Annotated in this window: 22 protein-coding genes and 2 tRNA genes; 4 read left to right on the plus strand and 20 right to left on the minus strand. The window is 65.2% G+C overall.

Going from position 1 to position 23770, the window contains the following annotated elements:
• Position 1: 1 nt before the first annotated feature.
• From AB3147_RS00770 to AB3147_RS00795, 6 genes are all read right to left on the minus strand, one after another.
• Entirely contained in the window at positions 2-928 is a 927-nt protein-coding gene (locus tag AB3147_RS00770) for an ABC transporter permease (protein WP_175137046.1), read from the minus strand.
• 11 nt (positions 929-939) lie between these two features.
• Positions 940-1911 carry an ABC transporter permease gene (locus AB3147_RS00775; RefSeq protein ID WP_056565682.1) on the minus strand — a complete coding sequence of 324 codons (972 nt, stop codon included), beginning with the start codon at positions 1909-1911 and terminating at the stop codon, positions 940-942.
• Between the two features lie 119 nt (positions 1912-2030).
• On the minus strand, positions 2031-3638 hold the full coding sequence (locus tag AB3147_RS00780) for an ABC transporter substrate-binding protein (protein WP_175123932.1): 1608 nt from the start codon (positions 3636-3638) through the stop codon (positions 2031-2033).
• A gap of 355 nt (positions 3639-3993) precedes the next feature.
• Entirely contained in the window at positions 3994-5382 is a 1389-nt protein-coding gene (locus tag AB3147_RS00785; RefSeq protein WP_367351228.1) for a GTPase/DUF3482 domain-containing protein, read from the minus strand.
• Positions 5375-6820, minus strand: a complete 1446-nt coding sequence (locus tag AB3147_RS00790) for a DUF2868 domain-containing protein (protein WP_367351229.1) — start codon at positions 6818-6820, stop codon at positions 5375-5377. Before AB3147_RS00790 ends, AB3147_RS00785 begins: the two co-directional genes overlap by 8 nt.
• A gap of 97 nt (positions 6821-6917) precedes the next feature.
• The gene (locus AB3147_RS00795) at positions 6918-7808 is read right to left on the minus strand and encodes a helix-turn-helix domain-containing protein (RefSeq protein ID WP_367351230.1); all 891 of its coding nucleotides are present in this window, start codon (positions 7806-7808) and stop codon (positions 6918-6920) included.
• Between the two features lie 171 nt (positions 7809-7979).
• Between AB3147_RS00795 and AB3147_RS00800 the strand changes: the two genes are divergently transcribed.
• On the plus strand, positions 7980-8888 hold the full coding sequence (locus AB3147_RS00800) for a DMT family transporter (protein WP_175185557.1): 909 nt from the start codon (positions 7980-7982) through the stop codon (positions 8886-8888).
• A 56-nt stretch (positions 8889-8944) separates the two neighbouring features.
• On the opposite strand, the gene AB3147_RS00805 is transcribed toward AB3147_RS00800, so the two are convergent.
• The 4 genes from AB3147_RS00805 to AB3147_RS00820 form a co-directional block, all read right to left on the minus strand.
• Entirely contained in the window at positions 8945-10141 is a 1197-nt protein-coding gene (locus AB3147_RS00805; RefSeq protein WP_367351231.1) for an aminotransferase class V-fold PLP-dependent enzyme, read from the minus strand.
• A gap of 34 nt (positions 10142-10175) precedes the next feature.
• On the minus strand, positions 10176-10649 hold the full coding sequence (locus AB3147_RS00810; RefSeq protein WP_175137053.1) for a RidA family protein: 474 nt from the start codon (positions 10647-10649) through the stop codon (positions 10176-10178).
• 118 nt (positions 10650-10767) lie between these two features.
• Positions 10768-11679: a transcriptional regulator GcvA gene (gene gcvA / locus AB3147_RS00815; RefSeq protein ID WP_343737608.1), complete on the minus strand. Its 912-nt coding sequence runs from the start codon at positions 11677-11679 to the stop codon at positions 10768-10770.
• A 162-nt stretch (positions 11680-11841) separates the two neighbouring features.
• Positions 11842-11917, minus strand: a tRNA-Asn gene (locus AB3147_RS00820).
• A 173-nt stretch (positions 11918-12090) separates the two neighbouring features.
• Between AB3147_RS00820 and AB3147_RS00825 the strand changes: the two genes are divergently transcribed.
• Positions 12091-13479, plus strand: a complete 1389-nt coding sequence (locus AB3147_RS00825; protein WP_175137055.1) for a GntP family permease — start codon at positions 12091-12093, stop codon at positions 13477-13479.
• A gap of 101 nt (positions 13480-13580) precedes the next feature.
• Here AB3147_RS00825 and AB3147_RS00830 read toward each other — a convergent pair whose 3' ends face one another.
• The 8 genes from AB3147_RS00830 to petA all read right to left on the minus strand — a co-directional run bounded on the left by AB3147_RS00830 (position 13581) and on the right by petA (position 20728).
• Complete coding sequence (locus tag AB3147_RS00830) at positions 13581-15395, minus strand: T6SS phospholipase effector Tle1-like catalytic domain-containing protein (RefSeq protein ID WP_367351232.1); 1815 nt, start codon at positions 15393-15395, stop codon at positions 13581-13583.
• An 89-nt stretch (positions 15396-15484) separates the two neighbouring features.
• Positions 15485-16015 (minus strand): DUF3304 domain-containing protein, encoded by a 531-nt coding sequence (locus tag AB3147_RS00835; RefSeq protein ID WP_367351233.1) that lies wholly within the window; start codon positions 16013-16015, stop codon positions 15485-15487.
• Between the two features lie 362 nt (positions 16016-16377).
• Positions 16378-16453 (minus strand) — tRNA-Thr (locus tag AB3147_RS00840).
• A gap of 68 nt (positions 16454-16521) precedes the next feature.
• Positions 16522-16974, minus strand: a complete 453-nt coding sequence (locus AB3147_RS00845) for a ClpXP protease specificity-enhancing factor (protein ID WP_367351234.1) — start codon at positions 16972-16974, stop codon at positions 16522-16524.
• Between the two features lie 13 nt (positions 16975-16987).
• Positions 16988-17599: a glutathione S-transferase N-terminal domain-containing protein gene (locus AB3147_RS00850; RefSeq protein WP_006388039.1), complete on the minus strand. Its 612-nt coding sequence runs from the start codon at positions 17597-17599 to the stop codon at positions 16988-16990.
• 151 nt (positions 17600-17750) lie between these two features.
• The gene (locus tag AB3147_RS00855; RefSeq protein ID WP_175123920.1) at positions 17751-18602 is read right to left on the minus strand and encodes a cytochrome c1; all 852 of its coding nucleotides are present in this window, start codon (positions 18600-18602) and stop codon (positions 17751-17753) included.
• A gap of 24 nt (positions 18603-18626) precedes the next feature.
• Positions 18627-20015, minus strand: coding sequence for a cytochrome b (locus AB3147_RS00860; RefSeq protein ID WP_105236915.1), 1389 nt, complete (start codon positions 20013-20015; stop codon positions 18627-18629).
• 71 nt (positions 20016-20086) lie between these two features.
• The gene (gene petA, locus AB3147_RS00865) at positions 20087-20728 is read right to left on the minus strand and encodes a ubiquinol-cytochrome c reductase iron-sulfur subunit (RefSeq protein ID WP_063954111.1); all 642 of its coding nucleotides are present in this window, start codon (positions 20726-20728) and stop codon (positions 20087-20089) included.
• A gap of 138 nt (positions 20729-20866) precedes the next feature.
• Between petA and mscL the strand changes: the two genes are divergently transcribed.
• On the plus strand, positions 20867-21313 hold the full coding sequence (gene mscL, locus AB3147_RS00870) for a large conductance mechanosensitive channel protein MscL (protein WP_105236917.1): 447 nt from the start codon (positions 20867-20869) through the stop codon (positions 21311-21313).
• 79 nt (positions 21314-21392) lie between these two features.
• Here mscL and AB3147_RS00875 read toward each other — a convergent pair whose 3' ends face one another.
• Positions 21393-22169, minus strand: coding sequence for a Nif3-like dinuclear metal center hexameric protein (locus AB3147_RS00875; RefSeq protein ID WP_105236918.1), 777 nt, complete (start codon positions 22167-22169; stop codon positions 21393-21395).
• 19 nt (positions 22170-22188) lie between these two features.
• On the opposite strand from AB3147_RS00875, the gene AB3147_RS00880 reads away from it, so the two are divergent.
• Positions 22189-23346: a trypsin-like peptidase domain-containing protein gene (locus AB3147_RS00880; RefSeq protein WP_367351235.1), complete on the plus strand. Its 1158-nt coding sequence runs from the start codon at positions 22189-22191 to the stop codon at positions 23344-23346.
• Here the strand turns inward: AB3147_RS00880 and AB3147_RS00885 are convergent.
• Entirely contained in the window at positions 23343-23750 is a 408-nt protein-coding gene (locus AB3147_RS00885; protein WP_367351236.1) for a helix-turn-helix domain-containing protein, read from the minus strand. The genes AB3147_RS00880 and AB3147_RS00885 overlap by 4 nt on opposite strands.
• Positions 23751-23770 lie beyond the last annotated feature (20 nt).

Raw genomic sequence — 23770 nt, forward strand, 5'->3', positions numbered from 1 at the left:
CTCAGCGCAGCTTGGGGTTGAGCGCGTCGCGCAGCCAGTCGCCCAGCAGGTTGACTGACAGCACCAGCGCCACCAGCGCGATGCCGGGGAAGATCGAGATCCACCACATGCCCGAAAACAGATAACTGTTGCCGATGCGGATCAGCGTGCCCAGCGACGGCGCGGTGGGCGGCACGCCCACGCCCAGGAACGACAGCGTGGCCTCGGTGATGATGGCGATTGCCAGATGAATGGTGGCGATGACCAGCACCGGCCCCATGACGTTAGGCAGGATGTGGCGGCGCAGGATGGTGATGGGGCCGATGCCGATCAGCTTGGCCGCCTGCACGTATTCCTTGTTGCGTTCGACCAGCGTCGAGCCGCGCACCGTGCGCGCGTACTGCACCCAGCCGGAAATGCCGATGGCGAAGATCAGCACGTAGAGCGCAAGCTGGTCGTGCATGTCGCGCGGCAACAGTCCGCGCGCCACGCCGTCGATCAGCAGCGCGACCAGGATCGCCGGAAACGAGAGCTGCACATCGGCGATGCGCATGATGAAGCTGTCGACGCGTCCGCCCGCGTAGCCGCTGATGAGCCCGAGCGTCACGCCCAGCACCATCGAAAACAGCACCGAGGCAAAGCCGACCAGCAGCGATACACGGGATCCATACATCACCGCCGACAGGATGTCGCGGCCCTGGTCGTCCGTGCCCAGCAGAAAGTCGGGGCTGCCGCCTTCTTCCCAAGCCGGCGGCGTGTTGGCGTCCATGATGCTCAAGGACGCGAGATCGAATGGATTGTGCGGCGCCACGAGCGGCGCGAACAGCGCGCCCAGCACGATGACCAGCGTGACGACCGCGGCGATGATGGCGCCGGGCGAGCGTTTGAAGCTGTGCCACAGGTCGCTGTCGGCGGCGCGTGTGAAGAAGGGAGCGATGCGAGCAATCATGCGTTATTCCTTTATTTGCTCTGCACGCGCAGACGCGGGTCCACGGCGAAGTACAGCAGGTCAACGACCAGGTTGATCACCACGAACATGAAGGCGATCAAAACCAGATACGCGGCCATGACCGGGATGTCCACCATGCTGATGGCCTGGATGAACAGGAGACCCATGCCGGGCCACTGAAACACCGTCTCGGTGATGATGGCGAAGGCGATGATGGAACCGAGCTGCAGCCCCGTGATCGTGATGACGGGCACCATCGTGTTCTTGAGTGCGTGCCGGAAATTGATCAGCCGCTCTGGCAACCCACGCGCCCGAGCAAATTTGATGAAGTCGGCACGCAGCACTTCCAGCATCTCAGCGCGCACCAAACGCATGATGAGCGTCATCTGAAAGAGCGCCAGCGTGATCGCGGGCATGATGAGCGCCAGCCATCCGGATTTGGTGAGAAAGCCCGTTGTCCACCATCCCAGGCTAACCACATCGCCGCGCCCGAAGCTGGGCAGCCATCGCAGCTGCACGCCGAAGAACAGAATGAGCAGGATGCCGATCAGGAACGTGGGCAGCGAGATGCCCGCCAGCGAAATCGCCATGAACGCCTTGGACAGCACACCGTGGCGCTTGAGCGCGGTGTAGATGCCCATGGGGATACCGAGCGCCAGCGCCATGACGGCGGACACGAACGACAGTTCCAGCGTAGCCGGCATGCGCTCTTCGAGCAGGTCGCTGACCGGGCGGCGGTGCCGGTACGACATGCCGAAGTCGCCCTGCACCGCGTTGATGACGAAGTGGGCGTACTGCACGACGAAGGGATCATCCAGGCCGAGCTGTTCGCGCAACTGGGCGCGCTGTTCGGGCGTCGTGTCCTGACCCACCATGCTGGCGACCGGATCGCCCACGTAGCGGAACATGGAGAACGCGATCAGCGCCACCGTCAACATCACGAGCACCGACTGAAACAGCCGCTGCGCAATAAAGGAAAGCATGTCAGGAAGCCCTCTGGTTCGGACGGCGCCGGGCCGCGTTCCGCGCGCGATGCGGGAATGGGGGCTGGGCCGGGCGCGTCCGGGCGGCGCGTGCCGCCCGGGGTTGCATCACGCGCCGCTTACGGCAGCACGACGTCGCGCAGGTCCAGCACGTCGTCGGCGCGCTGGGTGACGGTGACGTTTTCCTTCACGCCCCACGACATGGGCTGCTGGTGCAGCGGCAGGTAGCCGAAGTCGCTGCGCACGATGCCGAAGGCTTCCTTGATCATCGCGTTGCGCTTGGCCTGATCGGTTTCGACGCCGATCTTGTTGGTCAGCTCGTCCACCTTCTTGTTGCAGTAGCCGCCCAGGTTGAACTGGCCGGCGGCCGTCTTGGCGTCGCGGCACGAGGTCAGGTTCAGCAGCGTGTTGTGCGCGTCGGTGGAGCTGGGCGTCCAACCCAGCATGTACATGCTGGTCTGGTTGCCGGCCTGCAGCAGGATCTTGCCGAAGTACTTGGACTTGGTCTGCGCCAGCAGGTTGATCTTGATGCCCACGCGCGCCAGCATGCCGGCCACGGCCTGGCAGACCTTTTCGTCGTTGACGTAGCGGTCGTTCGGGCAGTCCATCGTCACGGTGAAGCCCTTGGGATACCCGGCTTCGGCCAGGAGCTTCTTGGCGCGTTCGGGATCCGGCTTGTACGGCGCGCCGAACGATTCGTCGTAGCCGTTGATGGACGTGGCGATCAGCGAGCCCAGCGGCTTGGCCGCGCCGCGCATGATCTTCTCGTTGATGGCCTTGGTGTCCACGGCCAGCACGACGGCCTCGCGCACGCGCACATCCTTGAACGGGTTCTTGCCCTTCACGTCTGAGAACAGCAGCTCGTCGCGGTCCTGGTCCATGCCGATGAAGATGGCGCGGGCTTCGGGCGCGGTCAGCGGCTTGACGCCCTTGGCGTCTTCCAGGCGCTTCCAGTCCTGCACCGGCACGGGCTGCACGACGTCCATCTCGCCCGAGATCAGCGCGGCCACGCGCGTGGCTTCCTGCGTGATCGGCTGGAAGACGACTTCGTCGATGTTGGTCTTGATGTTCTTGTTCCAGTAGCCGCCGTAGCGCTTGAGCACCGTCTTCACGTCGGGCTGGCGCTCGGTCAGCATGAACGGGCCGGTGCCGTTGGCGTGCAGGTTGGCGTAGTTGCCCTGGTTGTCGCCCTTGACGTTGGTGGCCTCGGTGGTCTTGTTCTTTTCCGCCCAGTTCTTGCTCATGATGTACAGGAACACCCATTCGCGTGGCAGGATGGGGTTGGGCGTGGGCGTGGTGACTTCGATGGTGTAGTCGTCCACCTTCTTGATGTCGCTGGCCTTGGCGCCGTAGCCCTTCATGTCCGAGCCGGGCGTCAGGCTGCGCTTCCACGAGAAGATCACGTCGTCGGCGGTGAACGGCGAACCGTCATGGAACTTCACATCCTTGCGCAGCTTGAAGACCCATTTGGTGGGCTCGGGGTTCTCCCAGCTTTCCGCGAGCAGCGGCGTGAGTTTCAGGTTGCCGTCGTAGCCGGCCAGCGTTTCGTAGATGTTGCCCTGGAAACCCAGCGTGAAGGTCTCGTTCAGGGCCATCGGATCCATCGACGTGGCGTCGCCCTGATACGACCAGTGCAGCGTTTTGGCGGCTGCGCCGGCGCTGAAGGCCAGCGAGGCGGCCACGGCAGCGGCCAGCGCCGCCTGCTTGAAGTGGGGAAAAGTACGCATAGCCCTCATGCTCCGTGTGGTGCGCGGATCGCGCGACAGAAGTGACAGGGCCCCGGCCCCAAGGGGATCCGGGGCATGGCGTTGCTGCTTACGACGATGGAAGGATGGGGGCCGGGCGGCGCGCGGCGCGAACTGCGCGCAGGCCGTGGTTGGCGATGCCGGTAATCACTGCGCAGGACTTCGACTTCACGATAGACCGACCCCTTGTGATTGGCATGACGGGGACGGACCCGCGCCGATGCAGATCGAATCTTATCGACGCATTCGTTTAAGCGTCAATTGCTTTGGGTTGGGGTTATCACGCGCTTGCCGGATGCCGTGAATGGTGCGTCCTGCGGGGCACGCGGGCCGCCGGTCATTCGGCCGGGAGCGGCGTGGATGCTAGGGTTTTCGCCAATTCGTGCAGCATGCGCTTGCGGCGGTCGCTGTCTTCATAGTGTTTACCCAGGGCCGACCATTCGGGCCGGCTGCGCGCTTCCTTCAACGCGTCGGGCAACGGGCCCTTGCGCCATGCATCATCGGCGGGAAGGTCCAGGCGCAATGGATCGCGGGCCGCGTGGCCACGGCGCTCCAGTGCCTCGATCAGCTGCCGTTGGCGCAAGGCGAGCAGGCGCAGCACGGCATCGTCGACGCTGATCTCGCGATAGCCGCGCAGCTTGCCCGCGACCCGCTTGCCCAGCTTTTCGACGCCTTGCCACAAGCCGCCCGCGGCCGCGCCGATCAGCATGCCGGTGCCCAGGCTCAGGCCCGCGCTCATCAGGTCCACGGCGGCGCCGGCCATGGCGCCTGCGGCCGCGCCCATGCCGACCTGCACGCCCATGTCCTTGAGCGCCTGCGGGTGAAAGAGATCCATGCCCCAGCGTTCGCCTTGCAGGGGTAACGCGTCGTCGGTGTAATCGGTGGCGCGGAAGTTGTACAGCGCGAGCAGCGCGTTGACGCAGGTCTGTTCGCGCTGGCGCACCTGATCGCGTAGCTGGCTGGACGCGGCGGCCAGCGCGGCTTCATCGCTTGGGCTCGACAGGTGCAGCGCAGCCACGTCGATGAGCAGGTCCGCGACAAGCTCGTAGGCGGCGGCGTGGCGTTCGCGGCGCTGCGCAGCAAGGCTGTCCGACAGCCGGGCCAGCGCGCCGGCGTGGCGATCCAGCAGCACGCCGAGCTTGGCGTACAACTGCTGTTCGCCATCGAGCGGCGGCGCGACGGTGTCGAACTCCACCACGGCGTGCAGGCCCAGTCGTGCCATGGCATCGCGCCATTCGTCGGCGCGGTGCGCGGGTGCGTTGACGAAGTTGAGGACCGGCAGCAGGGGCCGGCCGCACGCGGCCAGGATGGCGATTTCATCGCGATGCTTGCCCAGCACCGGATCGCGGGCGTCGATGACGTACAACGCGGCATCGCAATCGAGCATCTTGGTCAGGACGCGCGCCTCCTGTTCGTAGCGGCCGTGCGCTTCGGGCGTGTCCAGGAAACGGCGGATGCGCGCCGGGCCGTCCAGCCTTTCGCCGGGGCGGTCCAGCCGTTCCAGGTATTCCAGCAAGGCGATGCTGTCTTCCATGCCGGGCGTGTCAAACCATTCCAGCACGGGCCGCCCGTCCAGGCGCAGGCGCGCGCCTTCGACGTGACGCGTGGTGCCGGGGCGGTCGGCCACTTCACCAAACGTCGTGTCGCGGGTCAGCGTGCGCAAGAGCGACGTCTTGCCGGTGTTGGTGTGACCGACGAGGGCGATCTTGATGAGCGGGTCAGCCATGACCGGACTCCAGCCAGGTGAGCGGTGCACTGGGCGCCTGCAGGATGGCATCGGTGGGCAGGCCCAGCGCCAGCAGGCGGTCGCGCCAGAGGCCGGCGCGGGTTTCGGCAGACGTGTCGTCGCCGGCGCGCGGCGTGATCAGCCAGACGCGCGTCTGGCCCGCGTGGGCCGACAGGTCCGCCACCAGCGACAGCGTGCCCCGGTCGGGCGTCTGGCGCGCGTCGCAGGCAATCAAAAGACGCGAGGCCGCCGATTGGGCGAGCGCATCGAGCACGCGGTTGCGTTCTTCGCGGGTATCCAGGTTGCCGGCCTGGCGGATGGTGCTGGGCACCTCCGCGGGCGGCCACGTCAGGTCCGCGGGCAGCTCCAGCGCCAGCAGCACGGGCTGCCCGCCCAGGCCGTCCAGCGCCGGGGCACGCACCCGCGGTTCGTGCAGCGGATCGACGGGGCGGTCGATGCCGGTGGACAGCGCGGGCGGTTCAAGCCGGTCGCGCAGGGGCGAGAAACCGGCCAGCGTGGGATCGATGTGCACGCGTCGCAGCGCGCGCAGCGTGGCGGCGACGCACAGCGCGCCCGCGATCAGGCGCGGCACGATGCCGTAGACCACCAGCACGCCGATCAGCCAGAGCGACCATTGCGCCTGCGCGCCGGCCGGCAGGACCTGCGTGCCGTCGCTGGCGCGGATCGTTTCGGCGTCGGGCATGGGAAAGCCCAGATGCGCGGGCAGCCAGCCGATGACCTGCGTCAGCCAGACGAAGGTGTCGGGCGCGAGCAACGTGGTGGCCCAGATGAAGCGGTAGCTGGCGGTGGACAGCACGGCCAGCAGCGTCGCGAGCGCGGCGCACAGCGCGGTCAGCCACAGCAGATGGCTGATGCTGCCGAACAGGCCGCGCAAGGCGCCGGCGCGTGACAGCAGATTCAGGAAGGCCTGCGGCACCAACGCGCCATCGGGTCCGCGCGCCAGCTTGCGCGTTGCCCATAACCAAAGCCGCCCAAAGCCGGTCACGGCCCCGGGCCGCAGCAGAAAGCTTGCCAGCCACAGCAGGAACGTCAGCGCGTGCAGGCCCAACAGCGCGCCCACTGCCCACAGCACATTGACGGGCCGCGTGCCATCGCCCAGCGCACCCATGGCAGCCGCGGCGCCGGAAACCAGCGCCAGCACAAACAGGGCGGCCAGCATGGCCGTGGCGCTGCGGCGCCAGGCGTCGACGAGGGGATTGAGGTTTTCGCGTTGCGCCAGCAGCGCGGCGCGGGCCAGGATGCGCGACGGCAGGTCGGCATCGAGTTGGCGCACCTGGCGCACCGCCTGCGCGTCTTCGAGCGGCCCCCAGTGCGTTTCGCGCAACCGGATGAGTTCGGCGAGCCAGTGCGCGCGCAAGGGGCGCTGACCGGCGCTGTCGATGAGGGGGGAAGTATCGCGAGAGGTCGGAAGCGGCATCGCGTCGGAGCAGGCGGGAGGTGGCCGGGTGAGCCGCTAGGGCGATGCGCCATTGTAGACCGCGCGCTGCGGCCGGCATGATGCCAGATGGGCGGTGTCAGTGCCGGGCGTGCGCACTGCGGTACTGGCCCGGCGTGACGCCGATGGCGTCCCGGAAGACGCGGGCCAGGTGGCTGGCGCTGCCAAAGCCGCAGGCCTGCGCAATGCTGGCGAGGTCGCCCTTGCCGGCCGCCAACAGGTGTTGGGCGCGGGCCAGACGCCTGCCCCGTACCCAACCATGGGGCGGCTCGCCGAACGAGGTGTGGAACATGCGGGCGAAGTGATACGTGGACAGCGCGGCGACGCCGGCCAGCTCGTCGAGCGTCAGCGGATCGGCCAGATGCGCGTCCACGTAGTCCATCACCCGGCGGCGCACGCCCGGCGCCAGGCCGCCGCGCGCCGGTTGCGGCGTTTTGCGCGCCACGCCCTGCATCAGCAGATGGTGCAACACGGTCTCGGCCGCGCTGCTGGCGGCCAGCCGGTCGGCGGGTTCGTTCCAGTCCGCATCCAGCAGGCGGCGGCAGACGTCGATGAGCGAGTCGTCCTGGATGTAGGTGCGGTCGCGCAGTTCGAGGGTGCGCGGTTCGCAGTCCAGCCGCATGACGGCTTCGCGCGCCAGCCGCTGCGGAGCGATGTACAGGTGCAGGAAGCGCACGTTGTCGTTCATGCTCCAGCGGGAATGGTGCTCGGCGGGCAGCACGCAGAATTTGCCCGCACCGCCATGCAGCGAGTCCTGGCCCACGCGAAACGACCGGTCGCCGCCGTGCAGGTACAGCGACAGCGTGTGGTGGCCGGGCGTTTCGTAGCCCAGCGTTTCGCGGGCGGTGCGCGACCACTGCGAGATCGCCATGCCCTCGCCCAGCGACGTGGCGCGCTGCAGCGTCGCGGTCGAGCGCGACAGCGTGCGGAATACGGAGAAATCGGCCGGGGCCGTAGCGGTGTTGCCCATGGGAAGGAATGCTACTGCGTTCGCGCGCGCGTGACGCGCCCGATCCGGACAAAAGCGCAAGAAACGGCAATTGCGGCGTGGCTCGGGGGCGCACACTGGATGCACGGTGCGCCAGGTGGCCGCCGGTGTCCGAATCGGCTCTCAGGGCTGCTTTACCGCGCCCCTCGCATCATGAATCTTTTCCTGTATCTGCTCACCGTCCTGATCTGGGGCACCACCTGGATCGCCATCAAGCTGCAGCTTGGCGTGGTGGCCATTCCCGTGTCGATCTTCTACCGTTTCGCGCTGGCGGGGCTGCTGCTGTTCGTGACGCTGCTGGCGATGCGCAAGCTGCAGAAGCTGGACCGGCGCGGCCACTGGCTGTGCGTGGGTCAGGGCCTGTGCCTGTTCTGCCTGAACTTCCTGTGCTTCTATTCGGCCACGCAATGGATTCCGAGCGGCCTGGTGTCAGTCGTGTTTTCGGCTGCCACGCTGTGGAACGCCCTTAACGCGCGGATCTGGTTCGGCACCCGCATCTCGCCGCGCATCATGGTGGCCGGCGCGCTGGGATTCTGCGGCCTGGTGCTGCTGTTCTGGCCGGAACTGGCGGGCCAGGAGGCCAGTCACGAGACGCTGCTGGGGCTGGGCTTTGCGCTGCTCGGCACGCTCTGCTTTTCCACGGGCAACATGCTGTCGTCCCTGCAGCAGCGCGCCGGCATCCGGCCGCTGACGGGCAATGCGTACAGCATGCTTTATGGCGCGGCGATTCTTCTGGCGGGATGCGTGGTTGCCGGACTGCCGTTCGGCTTCGATTCCTCGCCGGCCTATGTGGGCGCGTTGCTCTATCTGGCCGTGCTGGGGTCGGTCGTGGGTTTTACCGCCTATCTGACGCTGGTCGGCCGCATGGGGCCGGCGCGGGCCGCCTACTGCACGGTGCTGTTTCCGGTCGTGGCGCTGAGCATATCGACCGTCGTCGAAGGCTACCGCTGGACGCCCTACGCCTTCGCCGGCCTGGCGCTGGTGATGCTGGGCAATCTGCTCGTGTTCACGAAATGGTCGCCGTTTTCGAAGCGGGCGGGCGTGGCGGGCAGGATCGCGTAATGCGGGCCGCAGGCGCCGCCGCGCAGTCATACGCGGGCGGCTCGATCCAGCACCCGTTATGAGGCCAGCTTGCGCAAGGCTTCCAGCAGCCGGTCGATCTCGTTGCCGCTCGTCAGATAGCTCACCGATGCGCGTGCGACCCGGTCCAGGCCGCGGGCCTGCATGTCCAGCGGGGTGTAGGGCACGCCGTTGCTGCCGATGGTGATGCCCTGCGCGGCCAGCGCGCGTTGCACGTCGGTCGCGTCGTGTCCGGCGAGGTTGAAGGCGACCAGCCCGGATTTGTCGCGGCCCTGGTCCAGCACCGACACGCCGGGAATGACCGCCAGTTCGGCGCGCAGTGCCTGGGCGTTGGCGTCGATGGTCGCCCGGATCGTGTCCAGGCCCACATCCAGTGCTTCGCGCAGGGCATTGGCAAGGCCGCAGCGCAGCGCCAGCGAGTTCTCCGCGGATTCCAGACGCGCGGCATCGGCGCGCAACATGGGCTCGCCGTCAGCGCCCAGCGGCGCGGAATGCGTGTCCACGAAGGCGGGCGTGAGCCGATCCAGGAAGTCGCGCCGCACGTACAGCAGCCCCGTGCCGCGCGGTCCGCGCAAGGCCTTGCGGCCGGCGCCGCTCAGCACATCGCAGCCGACCTCGCGCACGTCGATGGAAAACTGACCCACCGCCTGTGCGCCGTCCACAAAGTACGGAATGCCATGCTTGCGCGCCACGCGTCCGATGGCGGCGGCGGGGTTGATGAGGCCGCCGTTGGCGGGCAACCAGGTCAGCGCGATCAGCCGCACCCGGTCGTCCAGCATGGCTTCCAGCGCCTCTGCGTCCACGCAGCCGCTGTCGTCCGACGGGATCGTTTCCAGCGTCGCGCCCGCGCGCTGCGCAATCAGGCGCATGGCGGCCAGGTTGCCGCCCCATTCGTGGCGGCCGACCAGAATGCGATCACCGGGCCGCCACGCCGGCAGCGCCGCAAACGCGGCGCCCCAACCCGGCGAGTTGCCGCCCGTCAGCGCGATCTCCTCGATCTGCGCATTGAACAGCTGCGCGGCCAGCGTGCGGGCTGCTTCGATAAGATCGCGCGCCGCCACGCCCGCTTCCATCGGCCCCTGCGCCGCTTCGCGCTTCAGATGCGCATGAATGGCCAGCAGCGTGGCTTCTGACGGCAGCGATGCGCCGGCGTGATTGAAGTGCACCGTGCTTTGCGCGCCGGGCGTGAGGGCGCGCAGCGCCTGGACGGCGCTCGGGGTCAGGGGGGCGGTCATGGCGGTTCCTGTTGTGGCTTTCAGTCGGCCGGCATCAGGCCGGGGTCAGCGCGATCACGGCCTCGACTTCCACCGATACGCCTTGCGGCAACGCGGCGACGCCGACGGCGCTGCGGGCATGGCGTCCCGCGTCGCCGAACACCTCGACCATCAAGTCCGAAGCGCCATTGGCGATGGCGCTCTGGCGGTTGAAGTCCGGCGCGCTGGCAACGAACACGCCCAGCTTGACGACGCGCGCCACGCGATCCAGGCGGTCGCCCGTGGCGGCGGCAATCTGCGACAGGATGCCCAGTGCGCTGGCCCGCGCCGCCTCGACGCCGTCGGCGTCCGACACCTGATGGCCCAATTGGCCCAGATAGGCCGCCTTGCCGTCCTTGCGCGAGATCTGGCCAGAGATATAGAGCAGGTTGCCTTCCTGGACGAAGGGCACGTAGTTGGCGGCCGGCGCGGCGGCTGCTTCCAGGACCAGGCCAAGTTCGGCAACGCGGGCGGAAATGCTTTGGGTCATATCGGATCACCTATGAAGAATGGGAAAGCGCGTCTTGACGCTTCCCCGATGCTATCGGCCGCGGCGCGGCATGACCAATCAATTCTTGCTTGGTACGTATGAGTAAAACTAATACGTGTCAGACACCCGTGGATTGGGTTGCCGTCTGCGCCAGCCAGTCGTGCAAGGCCTGGACGGGTTCGCTGAATGCACCGCGCGGCGTGACGAACCACCAGCCGATGCGCGGATCTTCCAGCACCGCACCGGGCAGCGCCTCGACCAGCGCGCCGCTCGCCAGGTGCGCGCCGATCAGCCGTTCCCGGCCCATCGCCAGGCCCTGCCCTGCAAGCGCGGCCTCGACGACGATGTTGTAGTCGTGCAGGCGCACCGTGCGCGCGGCACCCAGATCCAGCCCGTACCGGTGCGCCCAGGCGTCCCATTCGAACTGCTGCCGCGCGTGCGAGACCAGCAGCGGGTGGCGCAGCAGGTCTGCGGGCGTTTTCGGCCGCTTCCTGCCCGCCACCAGCGCGGGCGCGCACACGACCGACAGGCGTTCCGTCATCAACAATGTGCTGCGCACGCCGGGCCAGCCACCGCGACCATAGCGGATCGCGGCGTCGACCTCGCCGCCCGCCACATCCGCCAGCGCGATGTCGGGCTGCAACTGCAGATCGATGTGGGGATGCGCGGCGGCAAAGGCGGGCAGGCGCGTCGCCAGCCAGCGCGTGGCGAACGACGCCAGCAAGCCGATCCGCAGCGTATGGCGCGCGGGCTCGGGCGCGCGCAGTTCGTCGGTGCTCCGGCGCAGCAGCTCGAATGCCGCGTGCACGTGGGCGTAATAGGCCTGGCCCGCGTCGGTCAGCGCAACGGCGCGCGTGCGCCGCTCAAAGAGCGCCACGCCCAATTCCTTTTCCAGCCGCTGGATGTGATGGCTGATCGCGCTCTGCGTGACGAAGAGCTCTTCTCCGGCCTGCGAAAAGCTCAAGCGCCGCGCGGCGGCCTCGAAGGCGCGCAGGGAGACCAGAGGCGGCAGGGATCGCGAGGAACGCATTGTTGTGCGGGGATGGAAGGTGCGGCAGATCCGGGTGATGCTACGCGATGTGCTCGGGTTGGCAACTCGTGCGCCCTCCCGCGCACGCCGCCGCGCCCGAATGCAAAAAGCCCGCAAACAAGTTGCGGGCTTTTTTAAGGGTACTGCGGTACTGCAAATTCTTGGCTCCCCGAGCTGGGCTCGAACCAGCGACCTGCGGATTAACAGTCCGTCGCTCTACCGACTGAGCTATCGGGGAACAGGTAGAGGGGGCGAATTATGCACAAAAAAACGGAAGAATGCAAAGCGGGGCCGAAAAAGCGCGTTTCGGCGGCCGAAACCGGCCCTTTTTTTCAAGCTTGCCGTCAACCCGATCCCGTATGATGGCGCGCAGAGGGCTCGCGACCTCTCTCGATTTTTCTGGGTTCTCATATGTCTTCGTTCGACATTCAATTGCTGCTCACCGCTCTGGTGAGCGTTCTGGTCCTGGTCGCACTGATCGTCTCGCGGATACGCATGCATCCGCTGCTGGCGCTCTTGATCGTGTCGATCGGCGTCGGCTTTGCAACGGGCATGGCCCCGGGCGCCATCGTCAAAAGCCTGACCGACGGCGCCGGCAAGACGCTGGGCGCCGTGGGCGTGGTGATCGCGCTGGGCGCGATGCTGGGCAAGATCCTCGCGGACTCCGGCACCACCGAGCGCCTGGCCAACGCAATCCTGCGCCACACCTCCCCGCGCCTGATTCCCTGGGCCATGACGCTGGTGGCGTTCGTCATCGGCATCCCCATGTTCTTTGAAGTGGGTCTGGTGGTGATGCTGCCGCTGATCTTCAGCGTGGCGCGCAAGCTGGAAAGCCAGGCGCGCTTCAAGGGTTCGGCCTATGTCTACGTAGGCGTGCCGGTGATTTCGGCGCTGGCCGCCATGCACGGCATGGTGCCCCCGCATCCCGGTCCGCTCACCGCCATTGCCACCCTCAAGACCACGGTCGGCCCGACCATGATCTACGGCTTCATCGCAGCCCTGCCGGCCATGATCTTCGGCGGACCGCTGTATGGCGCGTTCATCGCCCCGCGTATGACGACGCGGCCGGACGAGGCGCTGCTTGAACAGTTCACTGCCTCCACCGACAGTCCCGCGGGCCAGAATGCGCCCAGCGTCGGCCTGGGCGTGCTGGCGGCACTGCTGCCGGCCTTGCTGATGCTGGTCCATGCCGTGGCCGAAATGCTGCTGCCCAAGGACTCCAGCGTGACGCACGTGGCCGCCTTCCTGGGCAACCCTGTCGTCGCCATGCTGCTGGGCGTGCTGTTCGCGGCCGTGACACTGGTCTTCATGCGCGGCGGCGACCCGGAAAAGCTGCGCGGCGCGCTGGGCCAAAGCTTGAAGCCCATTGCCGGCATCATGCTGATCATCGCCGGCGGGGGCGCCTTTCAACAGGTCCTGACGAACGCCAAGGTCGGCGACGCCATCGTGCACCTGACCCACCAGTTCGCGTTCCCGCCGCTGATCCTGGGCTGGCTGATCGCCATGCTGCTGTCGGTGTCGACTGGCTCGGCCACCGTCGGCATCGTGGGCGCCGCGGGTTTGCTGGCGCCACTTGCTGGCGCCGACCCCAACCTGAATTTGCCGCTGCTTGCCCTGTCGATCGGTTGCGGCTCGCTGTTCTTCAACTACGCGAACCACGCCGGATTCTGGATGGTGAAGGAATCGTTCGGCATGACGATGGGCGAAGCCACGAAGACGATCTCGGTCGTGCAGTCGATCGTGTCGGTGGTGGGGTTGGTGATGGTGCTGCTGTTTAACTTGTTGCCGGCGCTGGGGTGACGAGGGCCGGGGGCGGAGGCGCGGCGTGCGCGCGCCGCCTTCTCATTACCTATGCGGGCGCTTAGTAAAAGGATGCCGATCTGCCCGGTGCCCGGCATTGATCACCGTGGCAGACTGAACAGCTTCTTCATATCGATGCTGTTCTGCAGCGCGCGCCTCGTCGCTTCGTACTCGCGCTGCTCCGCTTCCTGGCGCTGTTGCTCGGTGGGTGGCGCCTGGGTCACGGGCTTGCCTGTGCCCCGATAGATGCGACGGTAGCGCAGATAGCCTTGGAGTTCCCACCTGCCGGGCACGGGATCTGCACAGCCAAGGCGGCTAAGCGGTTGATCGAGCGGACGGAAGCCCGCGTAGGAATCATGCAAGTAGTTGGCAAACAAATAGGCTTGCGGCGTCAAGTGCTCCGGATTCTCGGGAGTCGCCAACGTCGGATGTGCCTTGATGTGCTCCAGCACGTCCCCGGCTTCGTCGGCCAGCACCAATCGGCGCGAAGTTTTCGTCACGGCATCGCCGCCATACGCCAACGGACTCACCATGGCCGCACGTTTGAGGTACTCACTCTCCTCTTCGGTCATCCCGTCCAGGGCGGAGATGTCCTTCAGTAGCGTCTGGTTGGCGCCTTCCAAGTCCTGAAAGTCGTGGGGGAAGGCTTTCTTCGCGCGGGCCACCCAGGTTAGTTTGGTTGAAAAGACGTTTCGCACCTGATAACGCCACGCGAGGTAGGAAATCAGCCAATGGCTGGCAGTCGCTTCCGCTGGAACCGCTTGCATGAAGGCGTCGTAGGCGTTGCGTACATCCGGGTGAATGGCGAAGGGGTCATAGCCGATGTCTTCCGCCAACTTCTTGTTCAGCGGAACTTGCGCCATGCGTGCGGCGTCGTACATGAGTTCCAAAGGAATCTGCGACAGCATGTCGTCGTATCGTCCGCTGGGACCGCGCCCCTGACTTCCGGGCAGATAGCCGCCTCCCACATCGGAATGCACACCAGGCACCGCGTATTCCTTGTGCCTGCGTGCAAGGCTGCCATCGGGGCTGCGTATGCTGTCCAGCGGAAACGAGGTGCGATTCTCGTGCATGGCCACATAATGCACGCATTGCACGTTGGCCGGCACTGCTAGTGCGTCGGGCGTGGCCCAAGCGAAATGCCCATCGCCACCGGCGCTGGCCGGAATGCCGATTGAGGCCACCGTGTCGAACAGGCCGACAAACCGAATCTCCGTCTGTACGCCGCACAAGCGATCCCCGTCCATCAGCGCGCGCAACCAATTGCAGAACACGCGGGCCTGGGCAGCACCTCGGGAAAAACCGAAGACGTCCAGCGAAATACTGATCAGTTTGGGCTTGACTGTCCTGGCGATCCTGTCTGCCAACGCCTGGACCTCACGCCGGTAAAACGCCTCTGCGTGCGGGCGAGCACCGTCTCCACAGCACAGCAAGCCCCCCTCGGTACGCATGCCCACCGCATCCAGCGCCTGCACATCCTGAACGCCTCCCTCCAGAGGGGAATAGGTGTCTGTGCGCTCGAAATAAATGCGCTTGCCGTTGCGGCAGAGCGCCATGATGACTGCGTCTGCGTAGCGAAATCTATTGCCGCTGATCGCACGATGAATAAAATCCAGCACGCTCAGCAAGCCAAAGTTGATGCGTCCGTCACCGCCCTGGCCGCTCGACGGTCCGAAAGCGGCGTGGTCGTTCTCGCCGATTTCTGGAAAGGGTGTACCCACGCCTGGAACATATAGCCTGCGCTTACCCTCCGTGAACTTTTCGGGGTATGCCCTGAACAGCCGAGCCACATTTGTGTCTTTCCGCGCCATGAGTTGGGTAATCCCCGGGCCAAGGCCTGGCGCGCATTCGTTCGCATCGTCCCAATATTGGTTGTTGCCCGTCCCATCAAAGAATACGCCGATCTGTAGATCCACCTCGCAGTTCTCCGTGGCGGGAAGGCATTGTGGAAACGACGGGTGGATACTCGGCGTAGGGCCGACGGGATGGGCTCGAAGGAGTTTATTCACTGCGCTCTTTCCATCATGACCGGGCCGCCTGCCCACGAACAGCGTTCGCGATAGCTGCCGTAGACATCCCAGGGGTCCTTGTTAGGGATCAAGTCATCCGGTCCGAGGTAGCCGTTGCCAGGGTAACCAGGACCTACGTTTGCTGAAACGACACGAACGCTTCCATCTGCTAAGAAGTGAACAAACATATGCCCCACCTTCTCGTAGGGGTCCACTGCCACGCGTCGCTCGTAGCTTTGTCCGCCACAATCTCGCCAGTTAGTGACATTCCAGTTCACCACCACCGTTAGATCGGGATGCCATTTCCGCGGCAGCGTCGCGCAGCAGACGACGCTGCCACCAGTGCCTGCTTGATGTCCGCTGGCGCCATTGACCCAGAAGTTCTGCACGCTCACGTGATCCGGCAAGTGATCGATTCCGGTCATGGACGTGCCCACGGTGTCCTGCTTGGCCTGCCGACCGTCACAGCTAGTCAGCTGGACCGCGAGCAAGGCGAGTGCTAGAAAAACAAGAGGGAAAACTTTCATGCCGACGCGTTGTTGGTTCTGACTACAGGTGGATTGAATTACCCCAGGACGGGTGTTTCCGCGACCCACTTGTAGACGCCATGCTCAAGGTCGGTAAATAGGATTTCTATTATTTGTGCGGCCGATCCGACCACGATCATGGAGTCCGGCGCAGATGTCCCGGGGCCGCGTCAATCGGGGTTCAACGATTGCGCGGTTGCCGTGGCATGAAAGTCACAGGCCGCAGTGTCCGCCGCACGCGGTCAAATGTGCCGTCTCCCGGCGCAATCTGACGGTCGATTCTCACAGGCAAGAAAAAACCCGCATCGCCAGTTTGGATGCGGGTTTCGTGTACTGCGCCAGATGAATCTGGTGGAGATTTTTGGTGCCGGTGAAAGGAATCGAACCCTCGACCTTCTCATTACAAGTGAGCTGCTCTACCAACTGAGCTACACCGGCGAAGCGTGCCGGGGCACGCGCAGGGACTGCATTGTAATGAAAAAAATGCAGCCCCTCTTGTGGGGTCGTTATTTGACGATGGTCAGGCGCGGGCGCTTGGGTTCGTCGTCGTCGCCGTCATCGTCGCCGGAGGCGGGATTGGCGTCCGAGCCCTCGGGGGCGGCGGGGTTCGGCGTGGCGCCTTGGGCGCCTGCCTCGGGCGGCTCGTAGGGCTGTACCTCGAAGCCCATGCCGGCGCCGGTTTCGCGCGCATAGATGGCGCTGACGGCGCCCACGGGGACGTAGACGTTTTCGGTCACGCCGCTGAAGCGGGCCTGGAATTCGATGAGTTCGTTGCCCAGCACCAGGCGGTTGGTGGCCAGCGTGCCCACGTTCAGCGTGATCTGGCCGTCGCGCACGTGGGCGACGGGCACCATGGTGTGCTCGTCGACCTGCACGGTGATGTACGGCGTGTAGCCGTTATCGGTGCACCATTCGTGCAGCGCGCGGATCAGATACGGTTTGGTCGAAGTTTCACCCATTACACAGCCAGCCTTAACGACGCATCACTTTTTCCGAAGGCGTCAGCGCTTCGATGTAGGCCGGGCGCGAGAAGATGCGTTCGGCGTACTTTTGCAGCGGAGCCGCATTCTTGGGCAGTTCGATGCCGTAGTGGTCCAGGCGCCAGAGCAGCGGAGCGACGGCCACGTCGAGCATGGAGAATTCCTCGCCCAGCATGTACTTGTTCTTGAGCAGCATCGGGGCCAGCTGGGCCAGGCGGTCGCGGATGTTCTGGCGAGCGTTGGCGAGCTTCTTTTCGTCGGGCTTGGCGCTGCGGTCTTCCAGCGTCGAGACGTGAACGAACAGTTCCTTCTCGAAGTTGTACAGGAACAGACGCGTGCGGGCGCGCATGACCGGGTCGGCGGGCATGAGCTGCGGGTGCGGGAAGCGCTCGTCGATGTACTCGTTGATGATGTTCGACTCGTACAGCACCAGGTCACGTTCGACCAGAATGGGCACTTGACCGTACGGGTTCATCACCGAGATGTCTTCGGGCTTGTTGTACAGGTCGATGTCGCGGATCTCGAAATCCATACCCTTTTCGAACAACACGAAGCGGCAGCGTTGCGAAAACGGACACGTGGTTCCGGAATAGAGCACCATCATGGCGGTAAGTCCTTTATTGAAAAACGAAAGGCCAGCGCCTAAATCTAGCAGGCGCTGGCCCCAATTGCCAGGCAGGATAGGCTTACAGCCCTATCCGCCTCTTCCGTCCCCGATAGACGGGGTGGCTGGGGAACCTGGCGGGGCGTTACGGTTAGCGCACGTGTTTCCAGTACGAGGCATTCAGGCGCCACGTAACAAAGAAGAACAGGAGCAGGAACAACATGACGCCGACGCCGATGCGGACGCGCAGTGTCTGGACGGGCTCGGCCATCCAGGACATGAATGCGGTCAGATCAGCGACGTCGTTGTCGTATGTTGCGGTTTGGGCCGGGTTGGCGGCCTTGAATTTGGCATCGAAGGTGGCATGGCCATGGTGATTGGCTAACGGCTCGGCCTTCACCGTGGCAAAACCCTGTGCATCGTACACCGTTGTGACGCGTTCCCAGGTTTTGGGGGCGCCTTCCTTGCCTTCGACTTCGTGAACGGCGACGGTGGTGAGCTCGCGCGGACCCTGTTCCTGCCAGAGCGCGTGCGGCATGCCGACCGACGGGAAGACCAGGTTGTTCCAGCCCGTGGCGCGCGACGTGTCGCGGTAGAACGTGCGCAGGTAGGTGTACAGGTAGTCGGATCCCGAGGGGCCGGCGTTCACGGATTTGGCGCGGGCGATCACGGACAAGTCCGGGGGCGTCGTGCCAAACCAGGCCTTGGCGTCCTTCGGCGTCATGGCGACGTGCATCATGTCGCCGATCTTTTCGCCGGAGAACAGCAGGCTTTCCTTGATCTGTTCGTCGGTCAGACCGATATCCCGGAGCTTGTTGTAGCGCATCGAAGACGCGCTATGACAGTTCAGGCAGTAGTTGACGAACAGCTTGGCGCCGTTTTGCAGCGACGCCATGTCGTTGACGCGGTAAGGCGCCTTATCCAGCGGGAATCCGCCTCCGGCGGCAAAGGTTGCGGTACACGTGAGCATCAAGGCCACGGCACCAATCAGCTTCTTGATCATGGTTAGTCCGTTATTCTCGTTGGCTCAGTGGGCGTGGAACGTGACGCGGTCGGGCACTTGCTTGAACGTGCCCAGGCGGCTCCATACCGGCATCAGGAAGAAGAAGGCCAGGTACAGCAGCGTGCCGATCTGCGACGTCAGGTTCAACGGCGGACTGGGCGGCTGCGTACCGATGTAGCCGAGCACCAGGAAGTTGACCATGAAGATGCCGTAGATCCACTTGTGCCACGTGGGGCGGTAGCGGATCGACTTGACCGGCGAATGATCGAGCCAGGGCAGGAAGAACAGGATGACGACCGTGCCGCCCATGGCCACCACGCCCCAAAACTTGGCGTCGATGACGCGCAGCAGCACGGCGACGACGATCAGGATGCCGGGGACGGCGATGCGCATGAAGCCCTTCAGGTTGCTCTTGGCGAACAGCACGATGGCGCCCAGCACCGACGCGCCCGCCAGCACCCACGTGAATTCATCCGTGGTGGCGCGCAGCATCGAGTAGAACGGCGTGAAGTACCAGACCGGGGCGATGTGCGGAGGCGTCTTCAGCGAGTCAGCAGGAATGAAGTTGTTGAACTCGAGGAAGTACCCGCCCATTTCCGGGGCGAAGAACACGATGGCCGCGAACACCAGCAGGAAGCCCGCCACGCCCACCAGGTCATGCACCGAGTAGAACGGATGGAACGGGATGCCGTCTTTCGGGCGGCCGTACTTGTCTTTCGGGCCCTGCTTGATTTCGATGCCGTCCGGGTTGTTCGAGCCGACTTCGTGCAGCGCCACCAGGTGAGCCGCGACCAGACCGATCAGCACCAGCGGAATGGCGATGACGTGGAAGGCGAAGAAGCGGTTCAGCGTGGCATCGGACACGACGTAGTCGCCGCGGATCCAGATGGACAGTTCAGGACCGATGAACGGAATGGCTGCGAACAGGTTCACGATCACCTGGGCGCCCCAGTACGACATCTGGCCCCAGGGCAGCAGGTAGCCGAAGAAGGCTTCGGCCATCAGACAGAGGAAGATCGCGACGCCGAAGATCCACACCAGTTCGCGGGGCTTGCGGTAGGAACCGTAAAGCAGGCCGCGCAGCATGTGCAGGTAGACGACGACGAAGAACATCGACGCGCCGGTCGAGTGCATGTAGCGCACCAGCCAGCCCCACGGGACCTCGCGCATGATGTATTCGACGGATTGGAACGCGCGCTCGGCGTCCGGCTTGTAATGCATGACCAGGAAAATGCCGGTCACGATCTGCAGCACCAGCACCAGTAGCGCCAGCGAGCCAAAGAAATACCAGAAGTTGAAATTCTTGGGTGCGTAGTACTCGGACAGATGGGCTTTCCAGGTGGAGGTCACCGGAAAGCGCCGGTCCAGCCAGCCCAACAGGCCTGTCGTCTCGACGGTTTTCTCGCCAGCCATGTAACGGCTCCTTCTATACGTGGCGTATTGTTCTTACTTACGTAGATCGGGAAAAAAGCGCGACGCGAGCGTCAGGCCTTGTTGTCTTCATCGACGCCCACGATGATGCGGGTGTCGGTGAGGTACTGGTACGGCGGAACTTCGAGATTATCGGGAGCAGGCTTGTTCTTGAAGACCCGGCCAGCCAGGTCGAACGTGGAGCCGTGGCACGGACAGAGGAATCCGCCTTGCCAATCCGCGCCCAGACCGCCGCCGCCACCCGTTTCGAAATGCGCGGTGGGCGAGCAGCCCAGGTGGGTGCAGATGCCGACGCAGACGAAGATCTCGGGCTTGCGCGAGCGGGCTTCGTTTTCGGCATACGGAGGCGTGAAGCCGGGCCGCTTGGATTGCGGGTCGGCGAGCTGGGGATCCAGCGCTTTCAGTCCGGCCAGCTGCTCGGGCGAGCGGTGGATGATCCAGACCGGTTTGCCGCGCCATTCGACCGTTTTCATGGCGCCGACGGGAATGTCGCCGATATCCACTTCAACGGGCGCTCCGGCCGCGCGGGCTTTTTCGGAGGGGGAAAACGTGCTCACAAGCGGCACTGCCGTTGCGACACCTGCTACGCCGCCCACAGCACAGGCGGTGGTAACCCAGAAACGTCGCGAAGGATCAGGTGGCAGGTTGGGATCAACCGCACCGTCATCGTCATGCACCAGCGTATCCTGACTCATCTTCCTATCCTTGTTGATGCGCCCGCTCAACGAGTAGCATCACTTCTGCGGCATCGGGTTCGCGGGAATATGTAACAACATAGCAACCGCGTATTATAGGCCAGCCTACCCCAGGCGTATCACGAATGGAGCGGATTTATGAGCAAATCGACTGGTTTCGTCAAAGAGTTTCGAGATTTCGCGGTCAAGGGCAACGCGGTCGACTTGGCCGTTGGTGTGATCATCGGTGCGGCGTTTGGCAGGATTGTCGACTCGCTGGTCCGAGACATCATCATGCCGCTCGTCAATTTCATCCTTGGCGGATCGGTCGATTTCTCGAACAAGTTCCTGGTCTTGTCGATGCCTGAAGGCTATGCCGGGCCGATGACCTACGCGGATCTCACCAAGGCCGGCGCCAACGTGTTCGCGTGGGGCAACTTCGTCACCATCATCATCAACTTCGTCTTGCTGGCGTTCGTGATCTTCTGGATGGTCAAGGCCATCTACAAGGCCCGCAACAAGCAGGAGGAAGCGCCGGCGCCCGCCAAGACGCCGGAAGACGTGGCCCTGCTGCGCGAGATTCGCGACCTGCTGAAGCGGCCGTAAACAGCAAGGCGCCCCGTCGGGGCGCTTTTGTTTTCTGCCGGGTCGATGGCCGGAGGTCCGGCGCTCCGGCGTCAAGGATTCAGGCCGGGTTGTCGATGTCGACGAATTCGACCTTGATGCCGAAGCGCTCGGCCACGGCCTGCCCCAGTGCCTGAACGCCATAGCGTTCGGTGGCATGGTGCCCGGCGGCGATGAAGCCCACGCCGGTTTCCCGCGCCAGATGTACCGTGGACTCCGAGACCTCGCCCGTGATGTAGACGCTGGCGCCCGCGTCAACCGCGTCGCCCATCATGCCTTGCGCGCCACCGGTGCACCACGCGACTGTCCCCAACGGCTGGTCCGGGTCGCCCACGACGAGCGGCTGGCGGCCAAGGCGTTGGGCCACCTGGTCGCCCAGTTGGCCCAGCGTCTGCAGGCCGCTGGCCTCGCCCAGCCAGATCAGCCCGTCCTGCCCGCAGGTCCGCGGGGCGCCGTCGTCGCGTAGCGCCGGCGTCAGACCCAGCACGCGCGCCAGTTGCGCATTGTTGCCCAGCGTGGGGTGTGCATCCAGCGGCAGATGGTAGGCAAACAGGTTCAAGTCGTTCTTGAGGGTCAACGCCATGCGCGTGCGGCGGGTGCCGATGACGCGGCGGTCTTCGTTGCGCCACATCCAGCCGTGGTGCACCAGCACCGCATCGGCGCCGCGGTCGACCGCCTCGCGCAGCAATGCTTCGCTGGCCGTGACACCGGTGATAATGTGTCCGACCTCGGATCGGCCTTCCACCTGCATCCCGTTGGGACAGTAGTCCTTGAAACGGGCTGCCTGCAGGGTGTCGTCCAGCCAGTTGGCCAGGACGCGGGAGTCCACTTTATTCATTGCTAGTCCTATCAGAAACATGCGCCGATATTGGCTGATCTTTGCTCAGGCCGTCACGGTCTGCCTGGCTATTCTATTCGTGGTGACGACGTTGCGGCCCGACTTGCTGCGGGTGAACGGGCCCGGCACGGTCCCGTCAGCCACTGCCGCGGCGGGCGGCGCGCCCACGGGTGATGTGGGTGCTGTGTCGTACGCGGACGGCGTGGCGAAGGCGGCGCCGTCGGTGGTGAATGTGTTCACCACCAAGCACGTGAACGTGCCCTTGATTCCGCTGCCCGATGATCCGGTGCTGCGCCAGCTTTTCGGGCAGGTGCCCGGCGTGAGCCGGCGCGAGGCGTCGACCAGTCTGGGTTCGGGCGTGATCGTGAATGCGGACGGCTACGTGCTGACCAATTACCACGTGGTGCAGGCCGCCGATGCCATCGAGGTGGCGCTGCGCGACGGACGGCGCGATACCGCCAAAGTGGTGGGCGCGGACCCGGACACGGACCTGGCGGTGCTCAAGCTGTCCAAGTTGCGCGACTTGCCTGCCGCAACGCTGGCGTCCGACAAAGGCTTGCGCGTAGGCGACGTGGTGCTGGCGATCGGCAATCCGTTCGGCGTGGGCCAGACCACCACGCAGGGCATCGTGTCGGCGCTGGGCCGCAACGGCCTGGGGCTGAACACGTACGAGAACTTCATCCAGACCGACGCGGCGATCAATCCGGGCAATTCGGGCGGCGCGCTGGTCGATGCCTACGGCAACCTGGTGGGCATCAACACCGCAATCTATTCGGAGTCGGGCGGGTCGATGGGCATCGGCTTTGCGACCCCGATCGAGATTGCGCGCAAGGTCATGGACGACATCGTCAAGACCGGGGCGGTCAAGCGCGGCTGGCTGGGCGTGGAGCCGCAGGACATGACGCCGGAACTGGCGCGGGCCTTCGAGCTGCCGCGCGATGCGGCGGGCGTGATCATTGCCGGGGTGATGCGCGACGGCCCGGCAGCGCGGGGCGGCCTGCGCGTGGGCGATATTGTCCAGTCGGTCAATGGCAAGCGGGTGGCGGACACAAACGGCCTGCTGTCGGAGATTGCGCAGGTGCCGCCGGGCCAGCGGGCCACGCTGGGCATCTTGCGCAGCGGCAAACCTGCGGAACTGGCCGTGGTGGTGGGGACGCGGCCGGGCAAGCCGCGCTAGGCGCATTTTCGCGCCGCTGAACGGGTGGCGGGGGTGGCGCCGGTGTCTGGTTTGTCGGAGAGTTCACGCACCAGGGCCAGGATCAGGCGCTTGGTGCTGTCGGGTTGCGGCGCCAGCCGCGCGCAGATTTCGGCGCAATAGCCGTCGATGCCGTTGGCGGCGGCGTCCTGCGGCCCCGACCCCGGGGAAGTGGCGGGCACTACGCCATCCGTCAGCCACGACGCGCTGGTGCCCAGGGCCTGCGCCAGCCGCACCACCGTGTTGCGCGCTGGCGAATAGCGGTCTTCGCGGGTGAGGATGCGGTGGATGCAGGACTGCGGCACGCCCGACAGGCGCGAAAGCTGGTTCTGGCTATGGATGCCGCGCCACCGCATGAGGGTGCGCAGTCTTTGTGAGAGCGACATGACTGCAATGTAGGACTGCA

The organism is Achromobacter animicus (assembly GCF_040775605.1).
Lineage (GTDB): Bacteria > Pseudomonadota > Gammaproteobacteria > Burkholderiales > Burkholderiaceae_B > Achromobacter > Achromobacter animicus.

Bases quoted from the DNA above. Each gene is read 5' to 3' on its own strand.
- AB3147_RS00855 (WP_175123920.1), bottom strand. From the start codon at position 18,602: ATGATCAAGAAGCTGATTGGTGCCGTGGCCTTGATGCTCACGTGTACC.
- AB3147_RS00825 (WP_175137055.1), top strand. From the start codon at position 12,091: ATGTCTTCGTTCGACATTCAATTGCTGCTCACCGCTCTGGTGAGCGTT.
- AB3147_RS00835 (WP_367351233.1), bottom strand. From the start codon at position 16,015: ATGAAAGTTTTCCCTCTTGTTTTTCTAGCACTCGCCTTGCTCGCGGTC.
- AB3147_RS00795 (WP_367351230.1), bottom strand. From the start codon at position 7,808: ATGGGCAACACCGCTACGGCCCCGGCCGATTTCTCCGTATTCCGCACG.
- AB3147_RS00845 (WP_367351234.1), bottom strand. From the start codon at position 16,974: ATGGGTGAAACTTCGACCAAACCGTATCTGATCCGCGCGCTGCACGAA.
- petA (WP_063954111.1), bottom strand. From the start codon at position 20,728: ATGAGTCAGGATACGCTGGTGCATGACGATGACGGTGCGGTTGATCCC.
- AB3147_RS00785 (WP_367351228.1), bottom strand. From the start codon at position 5,382: ATGGCTGACCCGCTCATCAAGATCGCCCTCGTCGGTCACACCAACACC.
- AB3147_RS00770 (WP_175137046.1), bottom strand. From the start codon at position 928: ATGATTGCTCGCATCGCTCCCTTCTTCACACGCGCCGCCGACAGCGAC.
- AB3147_RS00780 (WP_175123932.1), bottom strand. From the start codon at position 3,638: ATGCGTACTTTTCCCCACTTCAAGCAGGCGGCGCTGGCCGCTGCCGTG.
- AB3147_RS00875 (WP_105236918.1), bottom strand. From the start codon at position 22,169: ATGAATAAAGTGGACTCCCGCGTCCTGGCCAACTGGCTGGACGACACC.
- mscL (WP_105236917.1), top strand. From the start codon at position 20,867: ATGAGCAAATCGACTGGTTTCGTCAAAGAGTTTCGAGATTTCGCGGTC.
- AB3147_RS00790 (WP_367351229.1), bottom strand. From the start codon at position 6,820: ATGCCGCTTCCGACCTCTCGCGATACTTCCCCCCTCATCGACAGCGCC.
- AB3147_RS00810 (WP_175137053.1), bottom strand. From the start codon at position 10,649: ATGACCCAAAGCATTTCCGCCCGCGTTGCCGAACTTGGCCTGGTCCTG.
- AB3147_RS00800 (WP_175185557.1), top strand. From the start codon at position 7,980: ATGAATCTTTTCCTGTATCTGCTCACCGTCCTGATCTGGGGCACCACC.
- AB3147_RS00775 (WP_056565682.1), bottom strand. From the start codon at position 1,911: ATGCTTTCCTTTATTGCGCAGCGGCTGTTTCAGTCGGTGCTCGTGATG.
- AB3147_RS00850 (WP_006388039.1), bottom strand. From the start codon at position 17,599: ATGATGGTGCTCTATTCCGGAACCACGTGTCCGTTTTCGCAACGCTGC.
- AB3147_RS00860 (WP_105236915.1), bottom strand. From the start codon at position 20,015: ATGGCTGGCGAGAAAACCGTCGAGACGACAGGCCTGTTGGGCTGGCTG.
- AB3147_RS00805 (WP_367351231.1), bottom strand. From the start codon at position 10,141: ATGACCGCCCCCCTGACCCCGAGCGCCGTCCAGGCGCTGCGCGCCCTC.
- gcvA (WP_343737608.1), bottom strand. From the start codon at position 11,679: ATGCGTTCCTCGCGATCCCTGCCGCCTCTGGTCTCCCTGCGCGCCTTC.
- AB3147_RS00880 (WP_367351235.1), top strand. From the start codon at position 22,189: ATGCGCCGATATTGGCTGATCTTTGCTCAGGCCGTCACGGTCTGCCTG.
- AB3147_RS00885 (WP_367351236.1), bottom strand. From the start codon at position 23,750: ATGTCGCTCTCACAAAGACTGCGCACCCTCATGCGGTGGCGCGGCATC.